Source organism: Paraglaciecola hydrolytica (assembly GCF_001565895.1).
GTDB classification, from domain to species: Bacteria; Pseudomonadota; Gammaproteobacteria; order Enterobacterales; family Alteromonadaceae; genus Paraglaciecola; species Paraglaciecola hydrolytica.
In genome coordinates this window covers 368,810-389,192 of record NZ_LSNE01000006.1, presented here as the reverse complement: position 1 = coordinate 389,192, position 20,383 = coordinate 368,810, and the positions used below count along the sequence as shown (strand labels likewise).

The window sequence follows — 20,383 nt, the reverse complement described above, 5'->3', positions numbered from 1 at the left end:
CATTACAGTCTTATCAACAACAAGAGTTCGACGCAGCTTATATCTACCTGAAAAATGCCTTACAGGCTAACCCTAAAAATCTTCCCGCCAAACTATTAAAAGGTCAGTTATTAACACGCAATGGTTATTATGAAGAAGCTATTAAAGAGTTTCGCGAAGCCATTGAATTCAAAATTGACATTAATCTAGTGTTGTTACCATTGGGTAATGTATTGACTTTTAATTCACAATATCAAGATGTGCTCGATTTAGGGAAAGGTTATAAACTCACCAATGAAACTAATTTTGAGTGGAAAATGCTGTCAGCCAGTGCCTACAGTAACCTTGGAAAACCAGAATTAGCCCGTTCTGAATATAATACCGCAATTAAACTGTATCCTGAAAATACAAGAGCCATCAACAGTCTGGCATTTCTCGATTTAAGTGAAAACAAATTAGACAACGCTGAAAAACAAGCCGATAAATCCCTCAAAATAGCTCCTGGCGACCATAGAACTTGGCACTTAAAAGGAAAGATTGCTGAAGCCAATGGCAACCTTCAACAAGCTATCGACTTCTATCGCACTGCCTTAAAAATAGAGGCTGACGATCCAGTGGCTAGGCGTTCGTTGGCATACGCACTCATTTCTACTGAACAGTTAACAGAAGCTAAAATAGTCGCTGACAGCATTATTAAACAAACCCCTGATGACCCCTTTGCCATGTTATTAAGTAGCTGGATATTATCTAAAAACGAACAAGGTGAATTGGCCAACAATATATTAGATGATCTAAGTAGTAAGTTAACCTTAGTTACTGATGCTACTTATGAACAACAGGACTCTTTATTGTTTGTTAAAGGGATGACGGAATATGTGCAAGGTAATTTTGAACAAGCACGATTAACATTAGCTAAATACGTCAATAAAAACCGTCATGATATCAATGCCACTGCCATGTTGGCAGAAATCTATATCTCGATGGGACAAAATGACGCAGCAATGCACATCTTGGAGCGTGTAGAAGACAAGCTCATTGATAAATTACAAGTTGCCTTAAAACTAGCCGATTTATATTTGAAAAATGGTAAAGATTTTAAAGCCGATTATTGGTTATCTAAATTGAGAGAACACTATCCGGATGAAATTAAAGTTATTTTAATGTCTTCTAAAGCACTAATTGCCAGAGGTAAAATGCCAGAAGCCATAAAACTAATCGAACACAGCAGTACAAAAAATTCGCAAAACCCATCACTACTATTGGCTAGAGGTTTTCTCTATATCCAAAACGGTCAATTTGAACAAGCACTTAAAGCCTCAGCGCTACTCATAAAGGCTGATGATCGTAATGTAGATTATTGGAACCTCAATGCTGCTGCTTTACTAAGATTAGGTCGAAGTGAAGAGGCACAAATAGCAATTGATAATGTACTCGCAATATCCCCTAGCCACTTTGCTGGGCGTTTTAATCAGGCAATGATCTTAAAAAATACCGGTCAGTTTACTCAAGCACGAACTTTACTAAACCAACTTGTAGAAGAACAGCCCAGCCATAACGCAGCGCAGTTCCAACTGGCCCTAGTTGAATCAGAAGACAATAATTTATTACCAGCCATTAGCCGACTCGAACGCCTCACAACACTTGAACCACGTAATAGCAAAGCTCAATTATTGTTATTAAATCTGTATTTAAAAAACCAACAAACAGACGTCGCATTGCGACTCGTGAATAAATTAAGTAAAGAATTCCCATTTGAACCAGAGTTTTCAATAAAACGAGCTGAAGTACTCATCGCTAATAGAGATGTGGATGAAGCTAAGTTACAACTCACAAAGTTATACAATCTATGGCTAGACAGCCCTGAAAAACTGTTTCGCCTAAGTTCAATGCAACAGAGTGTAGATGATTTTGAAGGTGCCAATAATACACTCTTAAAAGCGCTTAGCTACCTGCCTAAACATTTGCTGCTAAATCTTGAATATGCAAGATTGAATCTGCAATTAAATGAAACACAAATTGCCCAAAATGTGGCTGATAGTATGGAGAAGCAATATGGCAAAAACCCAAATATCTCCTTGCTAAAAGGTGATATTGAGTTGGCTAGAGAAAGTTATATAAAGGCTTATGAGCACTACGTCATTGCTATCAATCTACAAAATGACTATCAGTTACCCCTTATTCGATTATACGAATTAGCCAGACGTGGCATAAAAGAGCAGGAGTTTTCGGTTCTACTGAAGAGTTTGCTTGATGAACAGCCGGAAAATAACTGGCGTCGTAAATTATTTGCTGATCATTTGATGAATCAAAATAGATGGCAGGAAGCTAAACCCCATTATCTTAAACTTATTGAACAAGATAAAATTAGTAAAGATTATTCTATATTAAATAATCTCGCTAATATTTATGTGCAAGATGATCTTCCAACAGCTCTTGGTTATGCCAAAAGAGCTCTAGAAAGCGCAAATACCGTGCCCGCAGTACTTGATACCCATGGTTGGATCCTAGTTAAACTTGGGCGTTTTGAAGATGGGTTAGTTTCATTACGTCAAGCACATGCTATCAGCTCAAATGATTTATCCATTCGTTATCATATTGCCTTTACGCTACAAAAATTAGGTCGAACGACCGAAGCAAAAGAAGAATTGAAGAAAACGTTAGCGTCTCAAGCTGAATTCAGCGAACGAAAAGATGCCGAGCAGCTATTGTCCAGCATTTAACATTTGAATAATAAAGCTAGTGTGTTATTTGATAACAATAATAATACAGAATTAAAACCGTCAACGCATTTTAGAACGGGACGCATTGACAAAAATCTATGGCTAGGCCTGAGGATAAGTAGCAAAACCCTATTATTCACTACACAACAAAACAGCCAGATAAAAAAATGCCAGTCAGTTTAACTGACTGGCATTTATCTTTAAGCCTTCTTTATAACTGAATAGCGCTATTTAAATATTTCTATATCTGCGTTAGCTTTCAAAGAATCAAGTAATTCACTATAAAGTAACTGCGCTTTGCTTGAAGCAAGACGACTTTGGATCGTATCTAATTGAGCAGATTCTGCTGGTACAGCAGGGTTAACTTTAACTAATTGCACCAAAGCGATATCGCCAGTCAACATATCAATCACACTAGTATTGTGCTCTGGGTTTTCCGCTAATTTGAATAATTCAGTCACAATGTTCTGCCCCATTGAACCATCAATACGGGTTACCGCTTGCTTTTCTTGCCACTCTACCCCTTGGGCTTGTAAAGCTGGAGTGATGTCTTCATTTGCTTTAACACTTGTCAATATACCTTGCGCCCAATCTCTAGCGGCATTTTGCGATGCTTCTGTTAATAATTGTTGTTTAATTTCAGCACTAACTTCAGTCAGCTCTTTGGTTCGTTCTGGCTCATTATTGATAACTCTTAATACCATTAGGTGGTTGTCACCCAACTCAAGAACTTGACTATTAACACCTTGTTCAATCAATTCAGCATCGAAGGCAGCATTAAGTACTTTGGCAGCAGACAAAGCTTGGGGAGCAGAAGTTCTGCTGAATAATTCTGAAGTCATGATAGGTTTGTTAGCAATAGCCGCGACTTCTTCTAAATGATCAGGGATCTCAAATGCGACTTCCGCCATACGTTGTTGCAAAGCATACAAATTTTCTTCCGCTTTATGAGTTTTGACCTGCGTAGCAATCTCAGTTTGTACTTCTTCAAATGAGATAATCTGTTCTGGTTTGATATCAGTCAGTTTAATAATGTGGAAACCAAAATCGCTCTTAACTACCTGGCTGGTATCACCAATGGCCGCTAAAGCATATGCCGATTCTTCAAACGCAGGATCCATCATACCTTTACTAAACCAATCGATGTCACCGCCTTTTTCCGCACTAAAGGTATCCGCCGAAAACTCTTTAGCTAATGCAGCAAAGTCACTTCCGTTATCTAATTTAGCTAATACTTCGTCGGCTTGTTGCTTGGCACTTGCTTCATCCGTACCAAACTCAATAAGGATATGAGAAACCCGGCGTTGTTCTTCGGTTTTATAATCACCGATAGCGCTTTCGTAAGCATCACGTAATTCTTGCTCAGAAACTTCGATAGCGGGCAATAGGTCTTCCAACCCTAATTCAACATAAGCCACACTGACCTTTTGCTCAGTATCAAAACGACTGATATTAGCACTGTAATAGGCTTGAATTTGTTCTTCAGAGACAGTGACCTGTTCACTGAATGCTGAGGCATTAATAGTCAAATAACGAGCGTCTCGCGTTTGAGCTTGTAATTGATACGCAGTTTGAACTTCGCTGTCTAATGCAAATTCAGTGGCGATTAAGGCCTTAGACAATTGTCTACGGGTCATATCAGTGCGCATGTAATCTCTGAAACCATTAGGCTGAAATCCAGCAGAACGTAATACCACCAAATAGCGATCATTATCGAACTTGCCATCAATCTGAAATTCTTGCATTTGCACTATGGCTTGTTTAATTTGCGCATCGCTTACACGTAAACCAAGCTCTAAGGCTGCCTGATCAATGAGTTTCTCGCTAATTAGACGATCAAGTACGCCTTTTCTAAATTCTTGCAAATACGCAGCATCACCCGCTAAGGCTGAAAAGGCTTCACCATACTGTGATTCCATACGAGCACGTTCGTTTTGGTAGGCCTTTTCCAGTGCATCTCTACTGATGTCTTGACCATTAACGGTGGCGGCAGCAGCATTAATTGACGAATTGATATAGCTGCCAACCCCGGCAAAGACAAAACTTAAGATTACTAGTCCTAAGATCACACTGGCCCAAGTGCCCTGCGATCCTTCTCTGATTCTTTCCAACATAATAGATTCCAAACTCCAAATGAGTTGTTATTGATAGGCTGAGTAGCCACCTCAGTGGTAAACGCGCGGGATTATATATCAACCAAGCAGATTTATTAACACGGGATTACCCGCTAAAGGTAAAAATAAGGAGTAAATGCTAACAAACCGCAGATAAACAAAAGGCGATGATAAATCATCGCCTTTTCAGAGTATTAATGTTGCTTAGTTGCAAGCATCTTTAAGTGCTTTACCAGCTTTAAACGAAGGCACTTTAGCTGCAGAAATCTGGATAGTCTCACCAGTTTGCGGGTTACGGCCACTACGTGCAGCACGCTCACGTACAGCGAAAGTTCCGAAACCAACTAATGCAACTTGGTCACCGTCTTTAAGTGCTGATGTAATTGCATCAGTTAATGCATCTAGTGCACGTCCTGCTGCGGCTTTAGAAATATCTGCACTTGCAGCGATAGAATCGATAAGTTGAGACTTATTCACAATGAACCCCTTCAATTGTTATTATACTATTGGCTCGCGATATGCGATGCCGAAGTGTTATAGCAAGCTTGAATTCTAACTTCAAGCATATATTTACAAATCGTTAACTTTTTATGAATCGTCTCCATCCCTTTTGTGACAAGGCCTAAAGCGAATCTGTTAGAAAGGCTACCATAACTTTTTGCATAGTGAAGCCCTTAAATTCAAAAAAGTTAAAAAAATTCGTGTTTTATGGCTATTTTTTGAGCTCTTCGCTACTAACTGGTGAAAATCTCTCCGGATTTTCCGCTAAAGCCAACAACAATACCTCGTCTATCCATCTCACAGGATGGATCGAAATATCTTTTTTAACGTTGTCTGGGATCTCTTCCAAATCACGTTCATTCTCATAGGGGATAATAACCGTCTTAATTCCCCCACGATGAGCGGCTAATAATTTCTCTTTTAAGCCACCGATAGCCAGGACTTCACCACGCAGGGTAATCTCACCCGTCATGGCTACATCACAACGCACCGGATTGCCTGTCAGAGTCGACACTAAGGCCGTACACATGGCAATACCAGCACTAGGGCCATCTTTGGGTGTAGCGCCTTCTGGTACGTGCACGTGAATATCACGTTTCTCATGAAAATCACTGTTAATCCGCAGTTTGTCGGCACGACTGCGCACCACTGTCATAGCAGTTTGAATCGACTCCTGCATGACCTCACCCAAGGAGCCTGTAAAGGTGGTTTTCCCCTTACCTACTACTGACTGAGTCTCAATAGTCAATAAATCACCACCAACCTGAGTCCATGCAAGGCCAGTTACTTGCCCCACTTGGTTGGTTTTATCGGCCTTACCATAGTCAAAACGTTGAACACCCAAGTATTGATTGAGATTATTTTGATTAACCACCACTTGTTTGATGGTTTTATCCAACAGAATCTTTTTCACCGCCTTACGACAGATTTTGGAGATTTCACGTTCAAGGCTACGTACTCCAGCCTCGCGCGTGTAATAGCGAATAATGCCGACTATGGCACTTTCTTCGATGATCAATTCAGAATCTTTCAAACCATTGCGAGAAATTTGTTTATCGATTAAATGTCCTTTAGCAATGTTGAGTTTTTCATCTTCGGTATAACCGGCTAAACGAATGACTTCCATCCTATCAAGCAAAGGGCCTGGAATATCCATACTGTTTGAGGTCGCCACAAACATCACATCAGATAAGTCGTAATCCACTTCGAGGTAGTGGTCGCTAAAACTACTATTTTGCTCAGGGTCTAAGACCTCTAACAAAGCAGATGCAGGGTCACCACGCATATCGGAGGACATTTTGTCGATTTCATCGAGCAAAAATAAAGGGTTTTTTACCCCAACCTTAGCCATATTTTGGATCATCTTACCCGGCATTGAGCCGATATAAGTACGACGGTGGCCACGTATTTCAGCTTCATCACGCACGCCGCCCAATGCCATACGCACATACTTACGCCCTGTCGCTTTAGCGATAGACTGCCCCAGTGAGGTTTTACCTACCCCCGGAGGACCAACTAAACACAAAATAGGGCCTTTAAGTTTTTTAACTCGTTGTTGTACTGCCAAATATTCAATAATGCGTTCTTTGACCTTATCTAGACCATAGTGATCAGCATTAAGTATTTCGTCAGCTAGCGCTAAGTCTTTTTTAACCACACTGCGCTTGGACCAAGGAACGTTAGTTAACCAGTCGATATAACTTCTGACTACCGTTGCTTCAGCCGACATTGGCGACATCATTTTTAACTTATTGAGCTCAGTAGTGGCCTTTTTCTTGGCTTCTTCTGGCATTTTTGCATCGTTAATTTTTTGGCTTAACGTTTCAAATTCGTCTGGTGCATCATCTAGCTCACCCAATTCTTTTTGAATCGCCTTCATCTGCTCATTGAGATAATACTCACGTTGGCTCTTTTCCATTTGCTTTTTAACGCGGGTACGGATTTTTCGTTCGACTTGTAACAAGTCAATCTCGCTTTCCATCAAGGCCATCAAATATTCTAGCCTTTCAGACACGCCGAGCATTTCGAGTACTTTTTGTTTTTCCAGCAGCTTCAGCGGCATGTGTGCCGCCATAGTATCGGCCAAACGTGCGGCGTGTTCGATACCATTTAAGGAAGTCAGTACTTCTGGCGGAATTTTTTTATTGAGTTTTACATAACCTTCAAACTGAGCAATGGCTGAACGAATTAATACTTCTTGTTCGTTTTCTGCCAACTCTTCGTCTACTTTACTCAGGATCTCTGCCACAAAAAAATCTTCGGTCGAGGTAAAGGTATCTATTTCACCACGTTGATTACCTTCGACCAGTACCTTAACCGTGCCGTCAGGTAACTTAAGTAACTGTAAAATGGTGGCGATAGTACCAAAAGTATAGATATCCTTGGTGCTCGGTTCATCTACTCCCGCATCTTTTTGTGCAACTAAAAATATTTGTTTATCTTTGTCCATCGCCGCTTCAAGGCAACGAATGGACTTTTCCCGGCCGACAAATAAGGGGATAACCATATGGGGATAAACTACTACATCGCGTAACGCTAGCACCGGCATTTCTATGCGATCTTCTCGCGCTTTTGTCATATTGGATCTCGTCCTAATTAATAATTACAGGAATATTCAGACTATATGGGGATAGGCAGATAAAGTTCAAACAAAAAACCTAAAACATTCAAGACTAATTGTAAAATAATAAAAAAGGTCCCAGATGGGACCTTTGAACATTCGTTTTAATTTACTTATTCTGAAGCGACTTTTTTGTCTGCACTATTGTCGTAAATCAAAATAGGTTTTGATTCACCGCGAATAACTGCTTCATCTACGACCACTTTACTGACATTAGTCATTGAAGGTAAGTCGTACATAGTATCTAACAATACTGCTTCAACAATAGAGCGCAGACCACGAGCACCCGTTTTGCGTTTCATCGCCTTTTTAGCTATCGCTTGCAGTGCATCGTCTCTGAATTCCAATTCAGTATTTTCCATACCAAATAAAGCTGAGTATTGTTTAGTTAGCGCGTTTTTAGGCTCTTTTAAGATCTGAATTAAAGCGTCTTCGCTCAGTTCTTCTAAGCTGGTCAATACAGGTAAACGCCCGATAAATTCAGGGATCAAACCATATTTAACCAAGTCTTCTGGCTCAACCTTTTTGAACAGTTCGCCTTCTTGTGCTTTGTTTTTGCTATCTTTGATTTCAGAACCAAACCCAATACCCGTACCTGTGTGGGCACGTTGTGCAATCACTTTATCTAAGCCCGCAAACGCACCACCACAGATAAATAAGATCTTAGAGGTATCAACCTGTAAAAACTCCTGTTGGGGGTGCTTACGGCCACCTTGAGGGGGGACAGACGCAATAGTACCTTCTATCAACTTCAACAGGGCTTGTTGCACACCTTCACCAGATACATCGCGGGTAATCGACGGATTGTCAGACTTACGAGAGATTTTGTCGATTTCATCAATATAGACTATGCCACGCTGCGCTTTTTCAACGTCATAGTCGCATTTTTGTAATAGCTTCTGAATAATGTTTTCAACGTCTTCACCCACATAACCGGCTTCGGTTAAGGTGGTGGCATCGGCCATAGTGAAAGGTACATCAAGCAAACGAGCTAAGGTCTCGGCCAATAATGTTTTACCACTACCAGTAGGGCCAATTAACAATATGTTACTTTTACCTAACTCAACACCTTCATGTACATCACCATTACGCAAACGTTTGTAATGGTTGTATACCGCCACGGCCAACACTTTTTTAGCGTGTTCTTGACCGATAACATAATCATCTAAGTGTTTATGAATTTCTTTTGGTGTCGGTAAATGGTCTTTCTTTTTCTTCGGCGCTATTTCTTTGATTTCTTCACGGATAATGTCGTTGCATAGATCAACACATTCATCGCAAATAAATACCGAAGGACCTGCGATCAGCTTTCTGACTTCATGTTGGCTTTTACCACAAAACGAACAATACAAAAGTTTGCTATCACCAGTTCCGCTTTTTTTGTCACTCATTTGTTGTCTTTTCCTATTTTGAGACAAACTATCAACTGACTAATCACACTCCAGCATGATTGACTGATTCAATTGTAGATTGATATCAAGAATACTATTTACTTATCTGACTTTTTACCAGCCTGCTGGCTGTCAGGACGGCTTGATAATACTTGATCGACCAAACCATATTCCACGGCATCTTGAGCCGACAAGAAATTGTCACGGTCAGTGTCTTTGGCTACTTTCTCGTAATCCTGACCAGTATGTTTAGCCATCAAGCGATTCATCTTCTCTTTGATAGACAGGATTTCTTTAGCATGAATTTCAAAATCCGATGCTTGACCTTGGAAACCACCTAATGGTTGATGGATCATCACACGAGAGTTAGGTAAACAATAACGTTTGCCTTTCGCGCCTGCAGACAATAAAAACGCCCCCATACTTGCCGCTTGACCAATACATACGGTACTCACATCAGGCTTGATAAAATTCATGGTGTCGTAAATCGCCATACCAGCAGTAACAGAACCACCAGGAGAATTAATATATAAAAAGATATCTTTCTCAGGGTTTTCAGCTTCTAGAAACAATAACTGCGCCACAATCAGGTTAGCCATGTGATCTTCAACTTGACCAACTAGAAAAATAACGTTTTCTTTTAATAAACGTGAATAGATATCGTACGAACGTTCACCTTTAGCAGTTTGCTCAACTACCATAGGGACAAGGGCATTACTGGGACTAGCGGGTGTTATCATCATATTTTAGAATTCTTCACAAATAAAAATGCTCGGGGATACCGAGCATTTAAGCAGTTGCAGACTAGACAAGTCAATTAACAATGGGCAAATTAAGCCTGTTTGTTCATGATCTCATCAAATGCTTTCTTCACTTCTTTTACTTTAGCCTGAGCTAACAAGAGCTCAACAGCTTGTTCTTCCATGGCAACATTTTGCATTTGTTGCATTAACTCTTTATTAGATTTGTAGTATTCCACAACTTCTTGTGGATCTTCATAGGCAGAAGCAGCCGTTTCAATCAAAGCTTCTACTTTTGCGTTATCAACTTTCAACTCATTAGTTTTGATAACTTCACCTAACAACAAACCAATAGTTACACGCTTACGTGCATTTTCAGTAAACAAATCAGCTGGTAGTTCAGGCAAGTTTTCAACTTTGCCACCTTGCTGCTGAGCAAAACGTTGTTTCGCTTGTTCACGCAAAGCATTCACTTCTTGATCAACTAAGGCTTTTGGCAAGTCGATAGTATTGTTAGCTAACAAACCATTAATGACTTGCTCTTTAACCGCCGCTTTAAGTGTTTGGTCAAGTTCGCGTTGCATGTTTTTACGTACTTCATTATTCAAAGATTCAATACTGCCATCTTCAATACCAAATAATTTAGCAAAATCAGCGTCAACTTTAGGTAAATCTAAAGCTTCAACTTTAGTCACATTAACCGTGAATTGTGCAGCTTTGCCTTTAAGTTTTTCAGCGTGGTAATCTTCTGGGAAAGTAACATCAACAATCACTTCGTCGCCAGCTTTTGCACCAACTAGAGGTTTTTCAAAACCAGGGATCATGCGATCTTTACCCATTTCCAATACGAAATCTTCAGCTTTACCGCCGTCAAATTCGACACCGTCAATAGTACCAACAAAGTTCATGGTTAACTTGTCATCTTTCTTAGACTTACGTTTAACTTCTTTCCAGCCAGCATGCTGCTTGCGTAAAGTTTCCATCATGTTATCAAGATCTTTGTCAGTGATTTCAACTACTGCTTTATCGACTTTAATCTTGTTAAGATCTTTGACTTCAACTTCAGGATAAACCTCAAAAGAAGCCACAAACTCAAGGTCTTTACCCATTACATCGGTTTTTAACTCAAAATTTGGTGCACCCGCTGGGGTGATTTTTTCTTGAGTGATGGCTTGATAAAAACCACGTTGCATTGCTTCACCGGCGATTTCTTGGCGTACTGCCTGGCCATAACGTTTTTGAATCACGTTGACAGGCACTTTACCTGGACGGAAACCATTAATACGTTGGGTTTTAGCTAACTGCTGCAGGCGTGATTTTACTGCAGTATCAATAGACACAGCAGGTACGGTGATAGTAAGACGGCGCTCTAAACCTGTAGTCGTCTCAACGGAAACTTGCATTCTTCTACCTCAATTTGGCGCTTATTCGCGCTCATGTGTTATTAACAATGTGGGTTTTTATCGGCGGACATTAGCAGCAACAATAAGATCAAATTGCCGCTCTCACTAAAACAAATGCGGACCTAACTGTTTTACAAAAAATTGCCAGATAAAAAAGACGCAGTAGTATAGCGATAGGTTTATTGCAAGTCGAGCCGAAAGTTTAAAAAATCCGCGCTAAATGGGGATATGTTATATTTCGTTCTAATGAATTTACAAAATTAATGCTTGGGGATGCTAAAACAAAAACGAAGTATTTTTACAGATGGTGCGGAAGGAGAGACTCGAACTCTCACGCTGCGAAGCACTGGAACCTAAATCCAGCGTGTCTACCAATTTCACCACTTCCGCGAGTGGGGTGGACGATGGGGCTCGAACCCACGACAACCGGAATCACAATCCGGGGCTCTACCAACTGAGCTACGCCCACCACAATATTACTGCAGTATATCTAAAACTTTATCAATCCTTCCGAATCGCTTGGCGCGCTCGGCAGGACTCGAACCTGCGACCCACGGCTTAGAAGGCCGTTGCTCTATCCAGCTGAGCTACGAACGCTTGACGAATCTAGCAACATTGAGAGAAGTGGTCGGTGAGATAGGATTTGAACCTACGACCCCTTGGACCCAAACCAAGTGCGCTACCAAACTGCGCTACTCACCGACTTAAATCGAAACTATTATTCTCTCTCGTTTCGAGGGGGCGCATGTTACCCAGTTGCCCTAACCTCGTCAAATATTTTTTTATAAAAAAAAACCAAGTGTTCAATTTTAGTTCACATTGCTGAAATTTAACTCAAAACAGGACGTTAGCATGACTAAATAGCGTTAAAACCCAAGGGTCTGAACACAAAAACACCAAGGTTATTGCTTGATGTAGTTATAAGTCCATCGGTCATTTTTTGGGGACTAAAACCAATTTTAGTTAAATCATGTGTTTTTACTTATGCTTTTACATTCTACTCAAAATCACTGCCATTTGGCTTTTTTAACGCAAGTTAATTGCTTGATTACATTAGCCTATGTGACAATAGCCGCATAATTAAGCCAATTCTGTTATCTATTATGCCTGCCCAAAAAATTGACGGCGTTCTTATCGCCAAACACCTTCGCCAAAATGTTGCATCTCAGGTTAATGCTATCGTTTCTGCAGGTAAGCGTCCGCCAGGACTCGCCGTAGTGCTGGTAGGTAGTGATGCAGCCTCCCATGTATATGTAAGCAACAAACGTAAGGCCTGTGAGGAGGTTGGATTTTTATCAAAGTCCTTTGATCTGCCAAGCAATACGACGCAAGAGGCATTAATCGCGATTATCGACCAACTCAATAATGATCCGGAAATTGATGGCATCCTAGTGCAATTACCTTTGCCTGCAGGTTTAGATAAAGAACAAATACTCGAACGTATTCATCCCCACAAAGATGTGGACGGTTTCCACCCTTATAATATTGGCCGTCTAGCCCAGCGTATCCCAGCGCTTAGGCCCTGTACGCCCAAAGGGATCATGACCTTGATTGAGTCAACTAAAAGACCGATTAAGGGTTTAGATGCGGTAGTAGTCGGCGCTTCAAATATCGTTGGTCGTCCGATGTTTATGGAGTTGTTACTGGCCGGTTGTACCGTTACCTGCTGTCATAAATTTACCCGTGATCTGCAAGCTCATGTTGAACGCGCTGACTTGTTGGTTGTTGCTGTGGGTAAAGCCGCCTTTATTCCTGGTAACTGGATCAAACCCGGCGCCATCGTTATTGATGTAGGTATTAATCGCCAGAGTGACGGTAGCTTAGGTGGTGATGTAGAATTCAGAGAAGCCGAGCAAATTGCCGGATGGATAACACCTGTACCTGGTGGTGTTGGTCCGATGACCGTTGCCAGCTTGATTGAAAATACGCTGGAAGCCTACGTTAAGTATCATTCATAACAGCGTCATAAGAGATAGCTAAGCTGTGCAGCAAGTGCAAAATGAGTCAGAGCAACTAGTGATAAGCCGAGTAAAAAGCTGGCTCGAAAAGGTCGTAATTGGTCTGAACTTTTGCCCTTTTGCCAAAAAAGAATTTGAACGTCAAACCATACGTTATTGCCTTGATTCTAATAAACAACAAGCTGACTCTTTAAGCTATTTGATTGACGAGTTGGCCTTGCTTGACGGTGATCCTAATATTGAAACTACCTTAATCATTTATCCCCAGAACTATCAGCAATTTGATGACTACTTAGATTGGCTATCACTGGCCTCAAGTTTAGTTGAAAGTGGTGGTTATCGTGGTATCTATCAATTGGCTAGTTTTCACCCCGATTATTGTTTTGACGGCGAAGATGTAAACGATCCCGCTAACTATACCAACCGCTCACCCTACCCGATTATTCATATTTTGCGTGAAGCTAGCTTGAGCAGAGTGTTAAACCATTATCCGGATCCTGAATCCATCCCAGAGCGTAATATGGCTAAAGCGAGGCAATTAGGTGTCGTCGCTTTGAGAAAGTTGATGGCATAAAAAACGTTGCCTTGGCAACGTTTTAAATTTTCATACTTATTACCAAGTAGAAGTTGCAACTACAAGGGCGAATCCCCTTCCTCAATTTCATCTGCTCTAGCTTTTGCATCACTTGCTTTAGGCAGTTCAGCTAAAAAGTCTTCAAGGGATTTAGTTAACTGCTGTGCGTTAAAACTGCTCACTTGATAGGTCCAATCTAACCAATAGTTATTAAGTTGCTCTGAACTAAACTGGATAAAATAGCTGTTATCCAAGCTTGCAACCTTCAACTGAATAACCTCATCTGCCTTGGTTTTTAGCGTTAACTTGCTGATGACTTTAGCCTTTTGCCATTGTGCATCATCCAAAGCTAATAGTTGCTCAAAATCGAGTTCAAGTATGCTACTGACAAGTGCAGTGACAACGCCTGGATAACGTAACTCTCGCCCTTTAGGCATAGCCTTAAGTTTAAATTCGGCTTCGTCATCTGTAACTATGCTCCAACCTTTGTTATCACTGCGACTGATAGACTCGATGTCGTCTTTACTGATGGATAATATCGGTCTTTTCAACCAATCAAACTTGCTACTCGGCAAGTTGATCGTTTGATCCACTTTCCAGCTTTGGGAAACTTGTGGCATACGTACATAACTTCCCTGCCCAGTATTAACCTTATTACCAATCAATATTTGCCATGGTTTAGCGGCATCACTGCTCGTGATTGACACCAACGTCGCAAGGCTATCTACATCGTCAATGGCTTCAACGCCTAAGTGATGATAATTCTCTTTTTTTGCAGTCTTAGCTTCTTGCAGTTTAGCTTGCACTAGGCTCTGAATAAAATCGGCCAAGGCGGTTTTATCCAACGGATAACTCGCCCCAGACTCAGCCAATTTAGCCATCCATTGACCGTCGATTAACTCAGCTTGCAATAAACTACCTTGACTGTTTTGCAAACTAACTGCAGTGATCTTACTGGCTTTTTTACTGCCATCAACAAACATAAGTTGCACTTCACTGCTTTTCGACTCGGACTGATGACTTAACCACACTCCTCCGCCTACCGCCAGCAACGCAATCAGTACTAACAGGCCTAACTGTTTATTCATTTGGCCTCCTTAGTCAGACCGCGCTGCGCAGGATTAGATTTGGTTCTTAACAATACACCGCACAACATCAAGAATAAAACCAAAGCCAGCGGTGCCAGTGCAATGTTAATAAATTTGAGCCAACTACCCAACGTCTCGATGTCTTTATCTAATTGATGACGTACTTCTCGTAAGGCTTTACGGATCTGAATTTTTTTCTGTACAAAAGCATCAATAGCTTGCTGTTGCTCCGGTGACACCGCTAAAGCAGCGCCCTCACCTTGCTGGTTTTGCAGTTGAATAAGTTGTTGTTCAGTCTCATCAAGTTGCTGTTGCAATATTTGCTCTTGTTCACGGAATTTCTGTTCAGCGATAACCGTCAATTCATCCACTTTGATAAACGGGCGAGCAAAAGTACCGCGGCTGCGAATACTGATCAGGGCATCACTGCCACTGAGATTTTCTACCGAGTTAGTGACAAAATCCCCATTATTGGCAAAAGGTGTAAAAATCGTCTGACCAAAGAAGTTGGCTTGTTGTACCCAAAAACGATCGGCTAATAAGTCCGTATCGCCTACCACCAGCACATTTAATGCTGATGTTGAGGATTTGAAATCAGCCTCATTTTCACCTTCGGCGGCGCTTTCAAAAGCAGATTTAGCTTTACCCATTAAACGTCCTGCCAAGGCATACTGACGATTTTTACTTTGATATTTGCGCGCCAATTCATCAGGGTCGCGAGTCATGGCATAACTTTCGACTGGCATAAGATCAGCGTTAACGGTGGAGTGCATCAAAGGCATCCACTGCGTGCTGGCACCAGCTAGTTTGCTAAAGGTACCAAAGGATGCCCCATTGATTACTTCTAAATTAGTCGTGGTAATATCGTCTCGATCAAGTTGCTCTGCTCCTAGACCAATAAAGCCAAAATGACGTGTTACACCACCCGCCTGGGTGCGAATATCTAATCCCGCCATGGCATCGAGCAAGACATGTTCGCTGTCGAAGCTCAGGCCCCATGCACTAAATAAACGCTCTAAAGATGAGCCATTAGCGCCCATTGCACCCGCCATCATCGCCAAAGGATCTGATTCATTGTGAGGATCAACAAAAACTAAGAGCTTCCCGCCCTGCATGGCATATTGATCAATAGCGTATAGCAGTGTTTCGTTTAATTCTTTAGGGTGTACTAAGACCAATAAATCCGTATCCTCTGGTAAGGCTGAGATATCACTACCCAGCAGTTCAACTTGATAAAGCTGCTGTAACTGGGTGTAAAAAGTCCAAGCCGGATCAGCTTGACCTGTCATAGGATTTTGCCCACCAGCAATACTTAGGTCGCTTAATAAAGTAACTTTAACCGGCTTGGTATTACTCAGCTGATGGATTAACTTACTGATCTCGTATTCCAAAAAGCTTTCTTGTTTAGGATCAAAAAACGCTATCACCTTTTGCTCGCCAATAGCATTGGTGGCTGCGAGCCCCATGTATACGGCTTCACCTGCAGCTCCTATCGTGGCGCCGGTTAAACCATATTGATTTGCTTGATCTTCTTGCTCAGAGAATGGCTGGGGATCAATGATCTGCAGATTGAGTTTACCCTTGGCGATAGTTTGATATTCGGTCAACAAACTCTCGACACGATTAGCGTAATTACGCAAACCCGTCATATTTTTTGTGGCTTTGTCTGAAAAGAAAAAGTACAGATTAAGCGGCTCATCAATGTCGGCTAATACCTGTTTACTACCTTTAGATAAGGAATACACCTGATTTTCAGTCAGATCCAAGCGCAGTGGTGATAACAATTGGTTGTTAAGTAATACCAAGGCAAAAAACACCACGGCGGTTAATATTAGGCTAATAGAAGTGGTTAATTTGTGTTGCATCATTAATCTGCCTTCTTTTGTTCAATAATAAGTAAACCTGCAAACAGCCAACTCAAGGTAACCAATAAAAAATACCCTAGGTCGTTTAAGGCAATCACACCTTTAGCCATCGCTTCAAAATGAGTGAGAAAACTAAAAGATGCGATAGTGTCTATCACTAAACTTGGTGCCCAGTTTTTAAAGGCATCTAATACAATATTGCTGCCACTGACCACAAACAAAAAGCACACTACCACCGACAAAATAAAGGCAATTACCTGATTTTTAGTCATAGCTGACATACAAATACCAATGGCTAAAAATGCTCCGGCCATAAACCAACTGCCAAGATAGGCCGCCAGAATGATGCCGTTATCTGGATTACCTAAATAGTTGACCGTAATCCACAGCGGAAAAGTCAATACCAAGGCCAACCCCAATACCAACCAAGCGGCAAGATGTTTAGCTAACATGGCTTGCCAAGTGCTGATGGGCAAGGTCATGAGTAATTCAATACTGCCGCTTTTGCGCTCTTCTGACCAAGTGCGCATGGCCATGGCGGGTACTAAAAATAGATATAACCAAGGGTGAAAATTAAAAAATGGCAACAAGTCAGCTTGTCCACGTTCATACAAACTACCAATAAAAAAGGCAAATACTGCGGATAAAATTAAGAATATACCAATAAATACATAGGCCACTGGCGTGGCAAAAAAACTGGCAAATTCACGTTTTAATAAGATCATCACATTACTCATTGCGCTATTTCCTTCTGAGTATCAATTTGCTCCTCGTGAATATCAACCTGCTCCTTCTGAGCTTCCGCTTGAGTAATCTCTCTAAATACATCATCTAATCTGCCTTGTTCAACAAACAAGCTGTCCACCGGTAATTTGCAACGTTGCACGTGGGCGGTAACTAAATGCAGAATATGTTTGTTTGGCTCAGGGATTAAGGTGACGTTGCCGTTATCCGGATCAACAACCATTTCAGCCACTCCTTCAAGTTCGGCCAGCTCAGAAATATCGGCTTTATAACTAAAACTCAACGTAACTGCGCCATAAAAACGGGACTGACGATTTAACTCGTCGGGTGTGCCACTAAACAATAACTTACCTTTGGCAATGATCATCACACGATTACACACCGCGCTGACCTCTTCGAGAATATGAGTAGAGATAATGACAATTTTATCTTTCGCTAGGTTTTTAATTAAGGCACGTACTTGATGTTTTTGGTTTGGATCCAGACCATCAGTTGGCTCATCTAAGATTAAAATTTGCGGATCGTGAATTAAGGCCTGTGCTAATCCTACACGACGTTTAAAACCTTTAGACAGATTATCAATAGGCTTATCCAGTACTTCTTGTAGTTCAACTTGCTGGATCACACTCTGAATGCGTGTTTGTTTTTCACTGCCAGAATAACCACGAATTTGCGCAATAAAATTTAAAAATTGCAGTGGCGTCATATCCCCGTAGGCCGGAGCCCCTTCTGGCAGATAACCAATCATTTTTTTTATGGCTTTTGGTTGAGAATTAAAGTCCAAATCAAAAATGCGGATGTCGCCACGAGTCGGCGCTAAAAAGCCGGTGAGCATTTTCATGGTAGTAGATTTTCCAGCACCGTTTGGGCCTAAAAACCCCACCACATCACCAGGTTTAATATCAAAGCTGAGGTCATCTACAGCCTTAAAACTGCCAAATGACTTAAATAAGTTTTTTACCGAGATCATAACAATCCTAAAATGATCGAAAACAACGGCTCTAGATATAGTGCTAGCCAGACTGTTTTCAATGTTTTAATGGGTTTATATCAAAAATTAACAGTTCATCTAGAACGATAAACAGATGAAGATCCATCCCTACTTCATCAGCAACGATGATTTTGTCATCATCTTAGCGTGAATGAAATAAGCAGCGGAATATCGACCTAAATTAACCATTAAGGTTCAGGCAATAACACCGGAATAAATGCTTTGTTACAAATACTCAAGACTGACAATTGCCGATTTTTGCCTTGGAAATTTTGCAGAATTACATTATTGTCCAGAGCATGAGTCTATTAAACACCTCCTTAACACTTCAGCCCTTGGATCGTCCGAGTAACTTTTCGATCATTAAGCGTTTGTTAAACTTAGTTTTAGTGATTTTGGGTGTGACTATTTGTGTGCATTTGTGGTTGGTTCATACTGAGCAGGCAGAAACTTGGTATAAGCAACAAGCCAATCAACTTGGCAGAAGTTTAGGTAAATTGGCGGCGCAAACATTAGTCTCGCCAATGCTCACACAAGACAAACAAAACATTACCCAGCAATTACATTATTTGGTCAGTGATCCCTATGTAAGCGCAGTTGCTTTATATAATCAAAAGGGGCAATTGATTGATGAGCTGGATTCCAACATCACTATTATCGCGCGTTATAAGGTTGATCCGAGCATCCCGCTGGTATTTATTCAAAACATCCGTAACCAAGAAAACGATATAGTAGGCTATTTACGTTTAGTGTTAGATGAAACCAAAGTGATGCAATATCATTTTGATTATCAACAACAATTGCTACAACAACTGGAAGTACTATTAGTCTTAGCAGGGATTATTGGTTTTATCATTTGCCGTGCGTTTTATACCTTCCGTTACCGCCAATACCGCAACCCACCCAATCTTGAGCAAGACTAGTGCATATTTCTAAGAGTGTTAAGGACATTGTAGCGACACTGAGCCATTATCTGCTCAGGACTTTCTTGCCGCAAGTGACTTAACTCATTGAGGATCAAAATGAGGTTTTGTGGACTGTTGCGTAAACCTTGTTTACCCATAGGCGGCATATCCGGCGAATCGGTTTCCAAGACTAAAGCATCTAAAGGCAGCAGCCTCACCACCTCACGAGTTTTGTGCGCTCTAGGATAAGTGATAACACCGCCTACCCCCAATTTAAAACCTAGTTCTATATAGGTATTCGCTTCCTGTAAACTGCCAGAAAAAGCATGCACTATACCGCCCCACTTAAAACGCTGCTGCTTGAGGGTTTTGATTAAATCATTATGGGAGCGCCGGTGATGCAAGATAACAGGTAAATTAAAATCGTTAGCAATCTGCAGTTGTTGTATAAGAACAGTCATTTGAAGCTCAGGCGCGATGTCAATAACGTGATCTAAACCAATTTCTCCTACAGCAACAATGTTGTCACTAAACTGACTGAGTAATTGTATCAATAAGGCTAAATCGGCTGGCTTGAAATGCTCTAAAAAATAAGGATGTAAACCTAAGGCAGGTTTAATAGCTTGATACTCTTGGCTGAGCTGCAATATTCCTGACCAAGTACTGGCTTGGGTACCCGGTATCACCAGTTTACCTATACCCAATTGCGCACAGTTTTCGATAACTTGCTGGCGATCCTCATCAAAGTCAGCAAAATCCAAATGGCAATGGCTATCGATTAACATGTTCA

The 20,383-nt window shown here is 41.1% G+C and carries 15 protein-coding genes and 4 tRNA genes; 4 read left to right on the top strand and 15 right to left on the bottom strand.

The annotated features are described in order from the left end of the window. Positions 1-2,699: XrtA/PEP-CTERM system TPR-repeat protein PrsT (gene prsT / locus AX660_RS13780; protein WP_068377883.1), on the top strand; the 2,699-nt coding region annotated here is incomplete at its 5' end. Positions 2,700-2,926: 227 nt separating this feature from the next. Here prsT and AX660_RS13775 read toward each other — a convergent pair. The 10 genes from AX660_RS13775 to AX660_RS13730 form a co-directional block, all read right to left on the bottom strand. Further along, the gene (locus tag AX660_RS13775) at positions 2,927-4,813 is read right to left on the bottom strand and encodes a SurA N-terminal domain-containing protein (RefSeq protein WP_068377881.1); all 1,887 of its coding nucleotides are present in this window, start codon (positions 4,811-4,813) and stop codon (positions 2,927-2,929) included. Between the two features lie 204 nt (positions 4,814-5,017). Then, complete coding sequence (gene hupB, locus AX660_RS13770) at positions 5,018-5,290, bottom strand: nucleoid-associated protein HU-beta (protein WP_068377879.1); 273 nt, start codon at positions 5,288-5,290, stop codon at positions 5,018-5,020. Between the two features lie 235 nt (positions 5,291-5,525). Further along, positions 5,526-7,892, bottom strand: coding sequence for an endopeptidase La (lon, locus tag AX660_RS13765; protein WP_068377877.1), 2,367 nt, complete (start codon positions 7,890-7,892; stop codon positions 5,526-5,528). Between the two features lie 155 nt (positions 7,893-8,047). Next, positions 8,048-9,325, bottom strand: coding sequence for an ATP-dependent protease ATP-binding subunit ClpX (clpX, locus tag AX660_RS13760; protein ID WP_068377875.1), 1,278 nt, complete (start codon positions 9,323-9,325; stop codon positions 8,048-8,050). 98 nt (positions 9,326-9,423) lie between these two features. Then, positions 9,424-10,068: an ATP-dependent Clp endopeptidase proteolytic subunit ClpP gene (gene clpP, locus AX660_RS13755; protein ID WP_068377873.1), complete on the bottom strand. Its 645-nt coding sequence runs from the start codon at positions 10,066-10,068 to the stop codon at positions 9,424-9,426. An 89-nt stretch (positions 10,069-10,157) separates the two neighbouring features. After that, positions 10,158-11,468, bottom strand: coding sequence for a trigger factor (gene tig / locus AX660_RS13750; protein WP_068377871.1), 1,311 nt, complete (start codon positions 11,466-11,468; stop codon positions 10,158-10,160). Between the two features lie 305 nt (positions 11,469-11,773). After that, positions 11,774-11,858 (bottom strand) — tRNA-Leu (locus tag AX660_RS13745). Between the two features lie 3 nt (positions 11,859-11,861). Continuing rightward, positions 11,862-11,937 (bottom strand) — tRNA-His (locus AX660_RS13740). Between the two features lie 51 nt (positions 11,938-11,988). After that, positions 11,989-12,065: transfer RNA gene (locus AX660_RS13735), tRNA-Arg, on the bottom strand. Positions 12,066-12,093: 28 nt separating this feature from the next. Continuing rightward, positions 12,094-12,170 (bottom strand) — tRNA-Pro (locus AX660_RS13730). A gap of 401 nt (positions 12,171-12,571) precedes the next feature. Between AX660_RS13730 and folD the strand changes: the two genes are divergently transcribed. Both folD and AX660_RS13720 read left to right on the top strand, forming a co-directional pair. Further along, the gene (folD, locus tag AX660_RS13725) at positions 12,572-13,426 is read left to right on the top strand and encodes a bifunctional methylenetetrahydrofolate dehydrogenase/methenyltetrahydrofolate cyclohydrolase FolD (protein WP_068377869.1); all 855 of its coding nucleotides are present in this window, start codon (positions 12,572-12,574) and stop codon (positions 13,424-13,426) included. Positions 13,427-13,451: 25 nt separating this feature from the next. Then, positions 13,452-14,000 (top strand): DUF1415 domain-containing protein, encoded by a 549-nt coding sequence (locus tag AX660_RS13720; RefSeq protein WP_068377867.1) that lies wholly within the window; start codon positions 13,452-13,454, stop codon positions 13,998-14,000. A gap of 59 nt (positions 14,001-14,059) precedes the next feature. Here the strand turns inward: AX660_RS13720 and AX660_RS13715 are convergent, their stop codons facing one another. The 4 genes from AX660_RS13715 to AX660_RS13700 are packed head-to-tail and all read right to left on the bottom strand — an operon-like array spanning position 14,060 to position 18,667. Beyond that, entirely contained in the window at positions 14,060-15,088 is a 1,029-nt protein-coding gene (locus AX660_RS13715; RefSeq protein ID WP_068377865.1) for a DUF4340 domain-containing protein, read from the bottom strand. Next, positions 15,085-16,953, bottom strand: coding sequence for a GldG family protein (locus AX660_RS13710; protein WP_068377953.1), 1,869 nt, complete (start codon positions 16,951-16,953; stop codon positions 15,085-15,087). The genes AX660_RS13715 and AX660_RS13710 overlap by 4 nt, the downstream gene beginning before the upstream one ends. Before the next feature lie 2 nt (positions 16,954-16,955). Next, complete coding sequence (locus AX660_RS13705) at positions 16,956-17,690, bottom strand: ABC transporter permease subunit (RefSeq protein ID WP_068377863.1); 735 nt, start codon at positions 17,688-17,690, stop codon at positions 16,956-16,958. Then, a complete protein-coding gene (locus tag AX660_RS13700) occupies positions 17,687-18,667 on the bottom strand; it encodes an ABC transporter ATP-binding protein (RefSeq protein ID WP_068377861.1) in 981 nt (326 codons plus the stop codon). The genes AX660_RS13705 and AX660_RS13700 overlap by 4 nt, the downstream gene beginning before the upstream one ends. Before the next feature lie 320 nt (positions 18,668-18,987). On the opposite strand from AX660_RS13700, the gene AX660_RS13695 reads away from it, so the two are divergent. Then, positions 18,988-19,611: an AhpA/YtjB family protein gene (locus AX660_RS13695; RefSeq protein WP_068377860.1), complete on the top strand. Its 624-nt coding sequence runs from the start codon at positions 18,988-18,990 to the stop codon at positions 19,609-19,611. On the opposite strand, the gene AX660_RS13690 is transcribed toward AX660_RS13695, so the two are convergent. Further along, entirely contained in the window at positions 19,608-20,378 is a 771-nt protein-coding gene (locus AX660_RS13690) for a TatD family hydrolase (protein ID WP_068377858.1), read from the bottom strand. The genes AX660_RS13695 and AX660_RS13690 overlap by 4 nt on opposite strands. Positions 20,379-20,383: the final 5 nt, after the last annotated feature.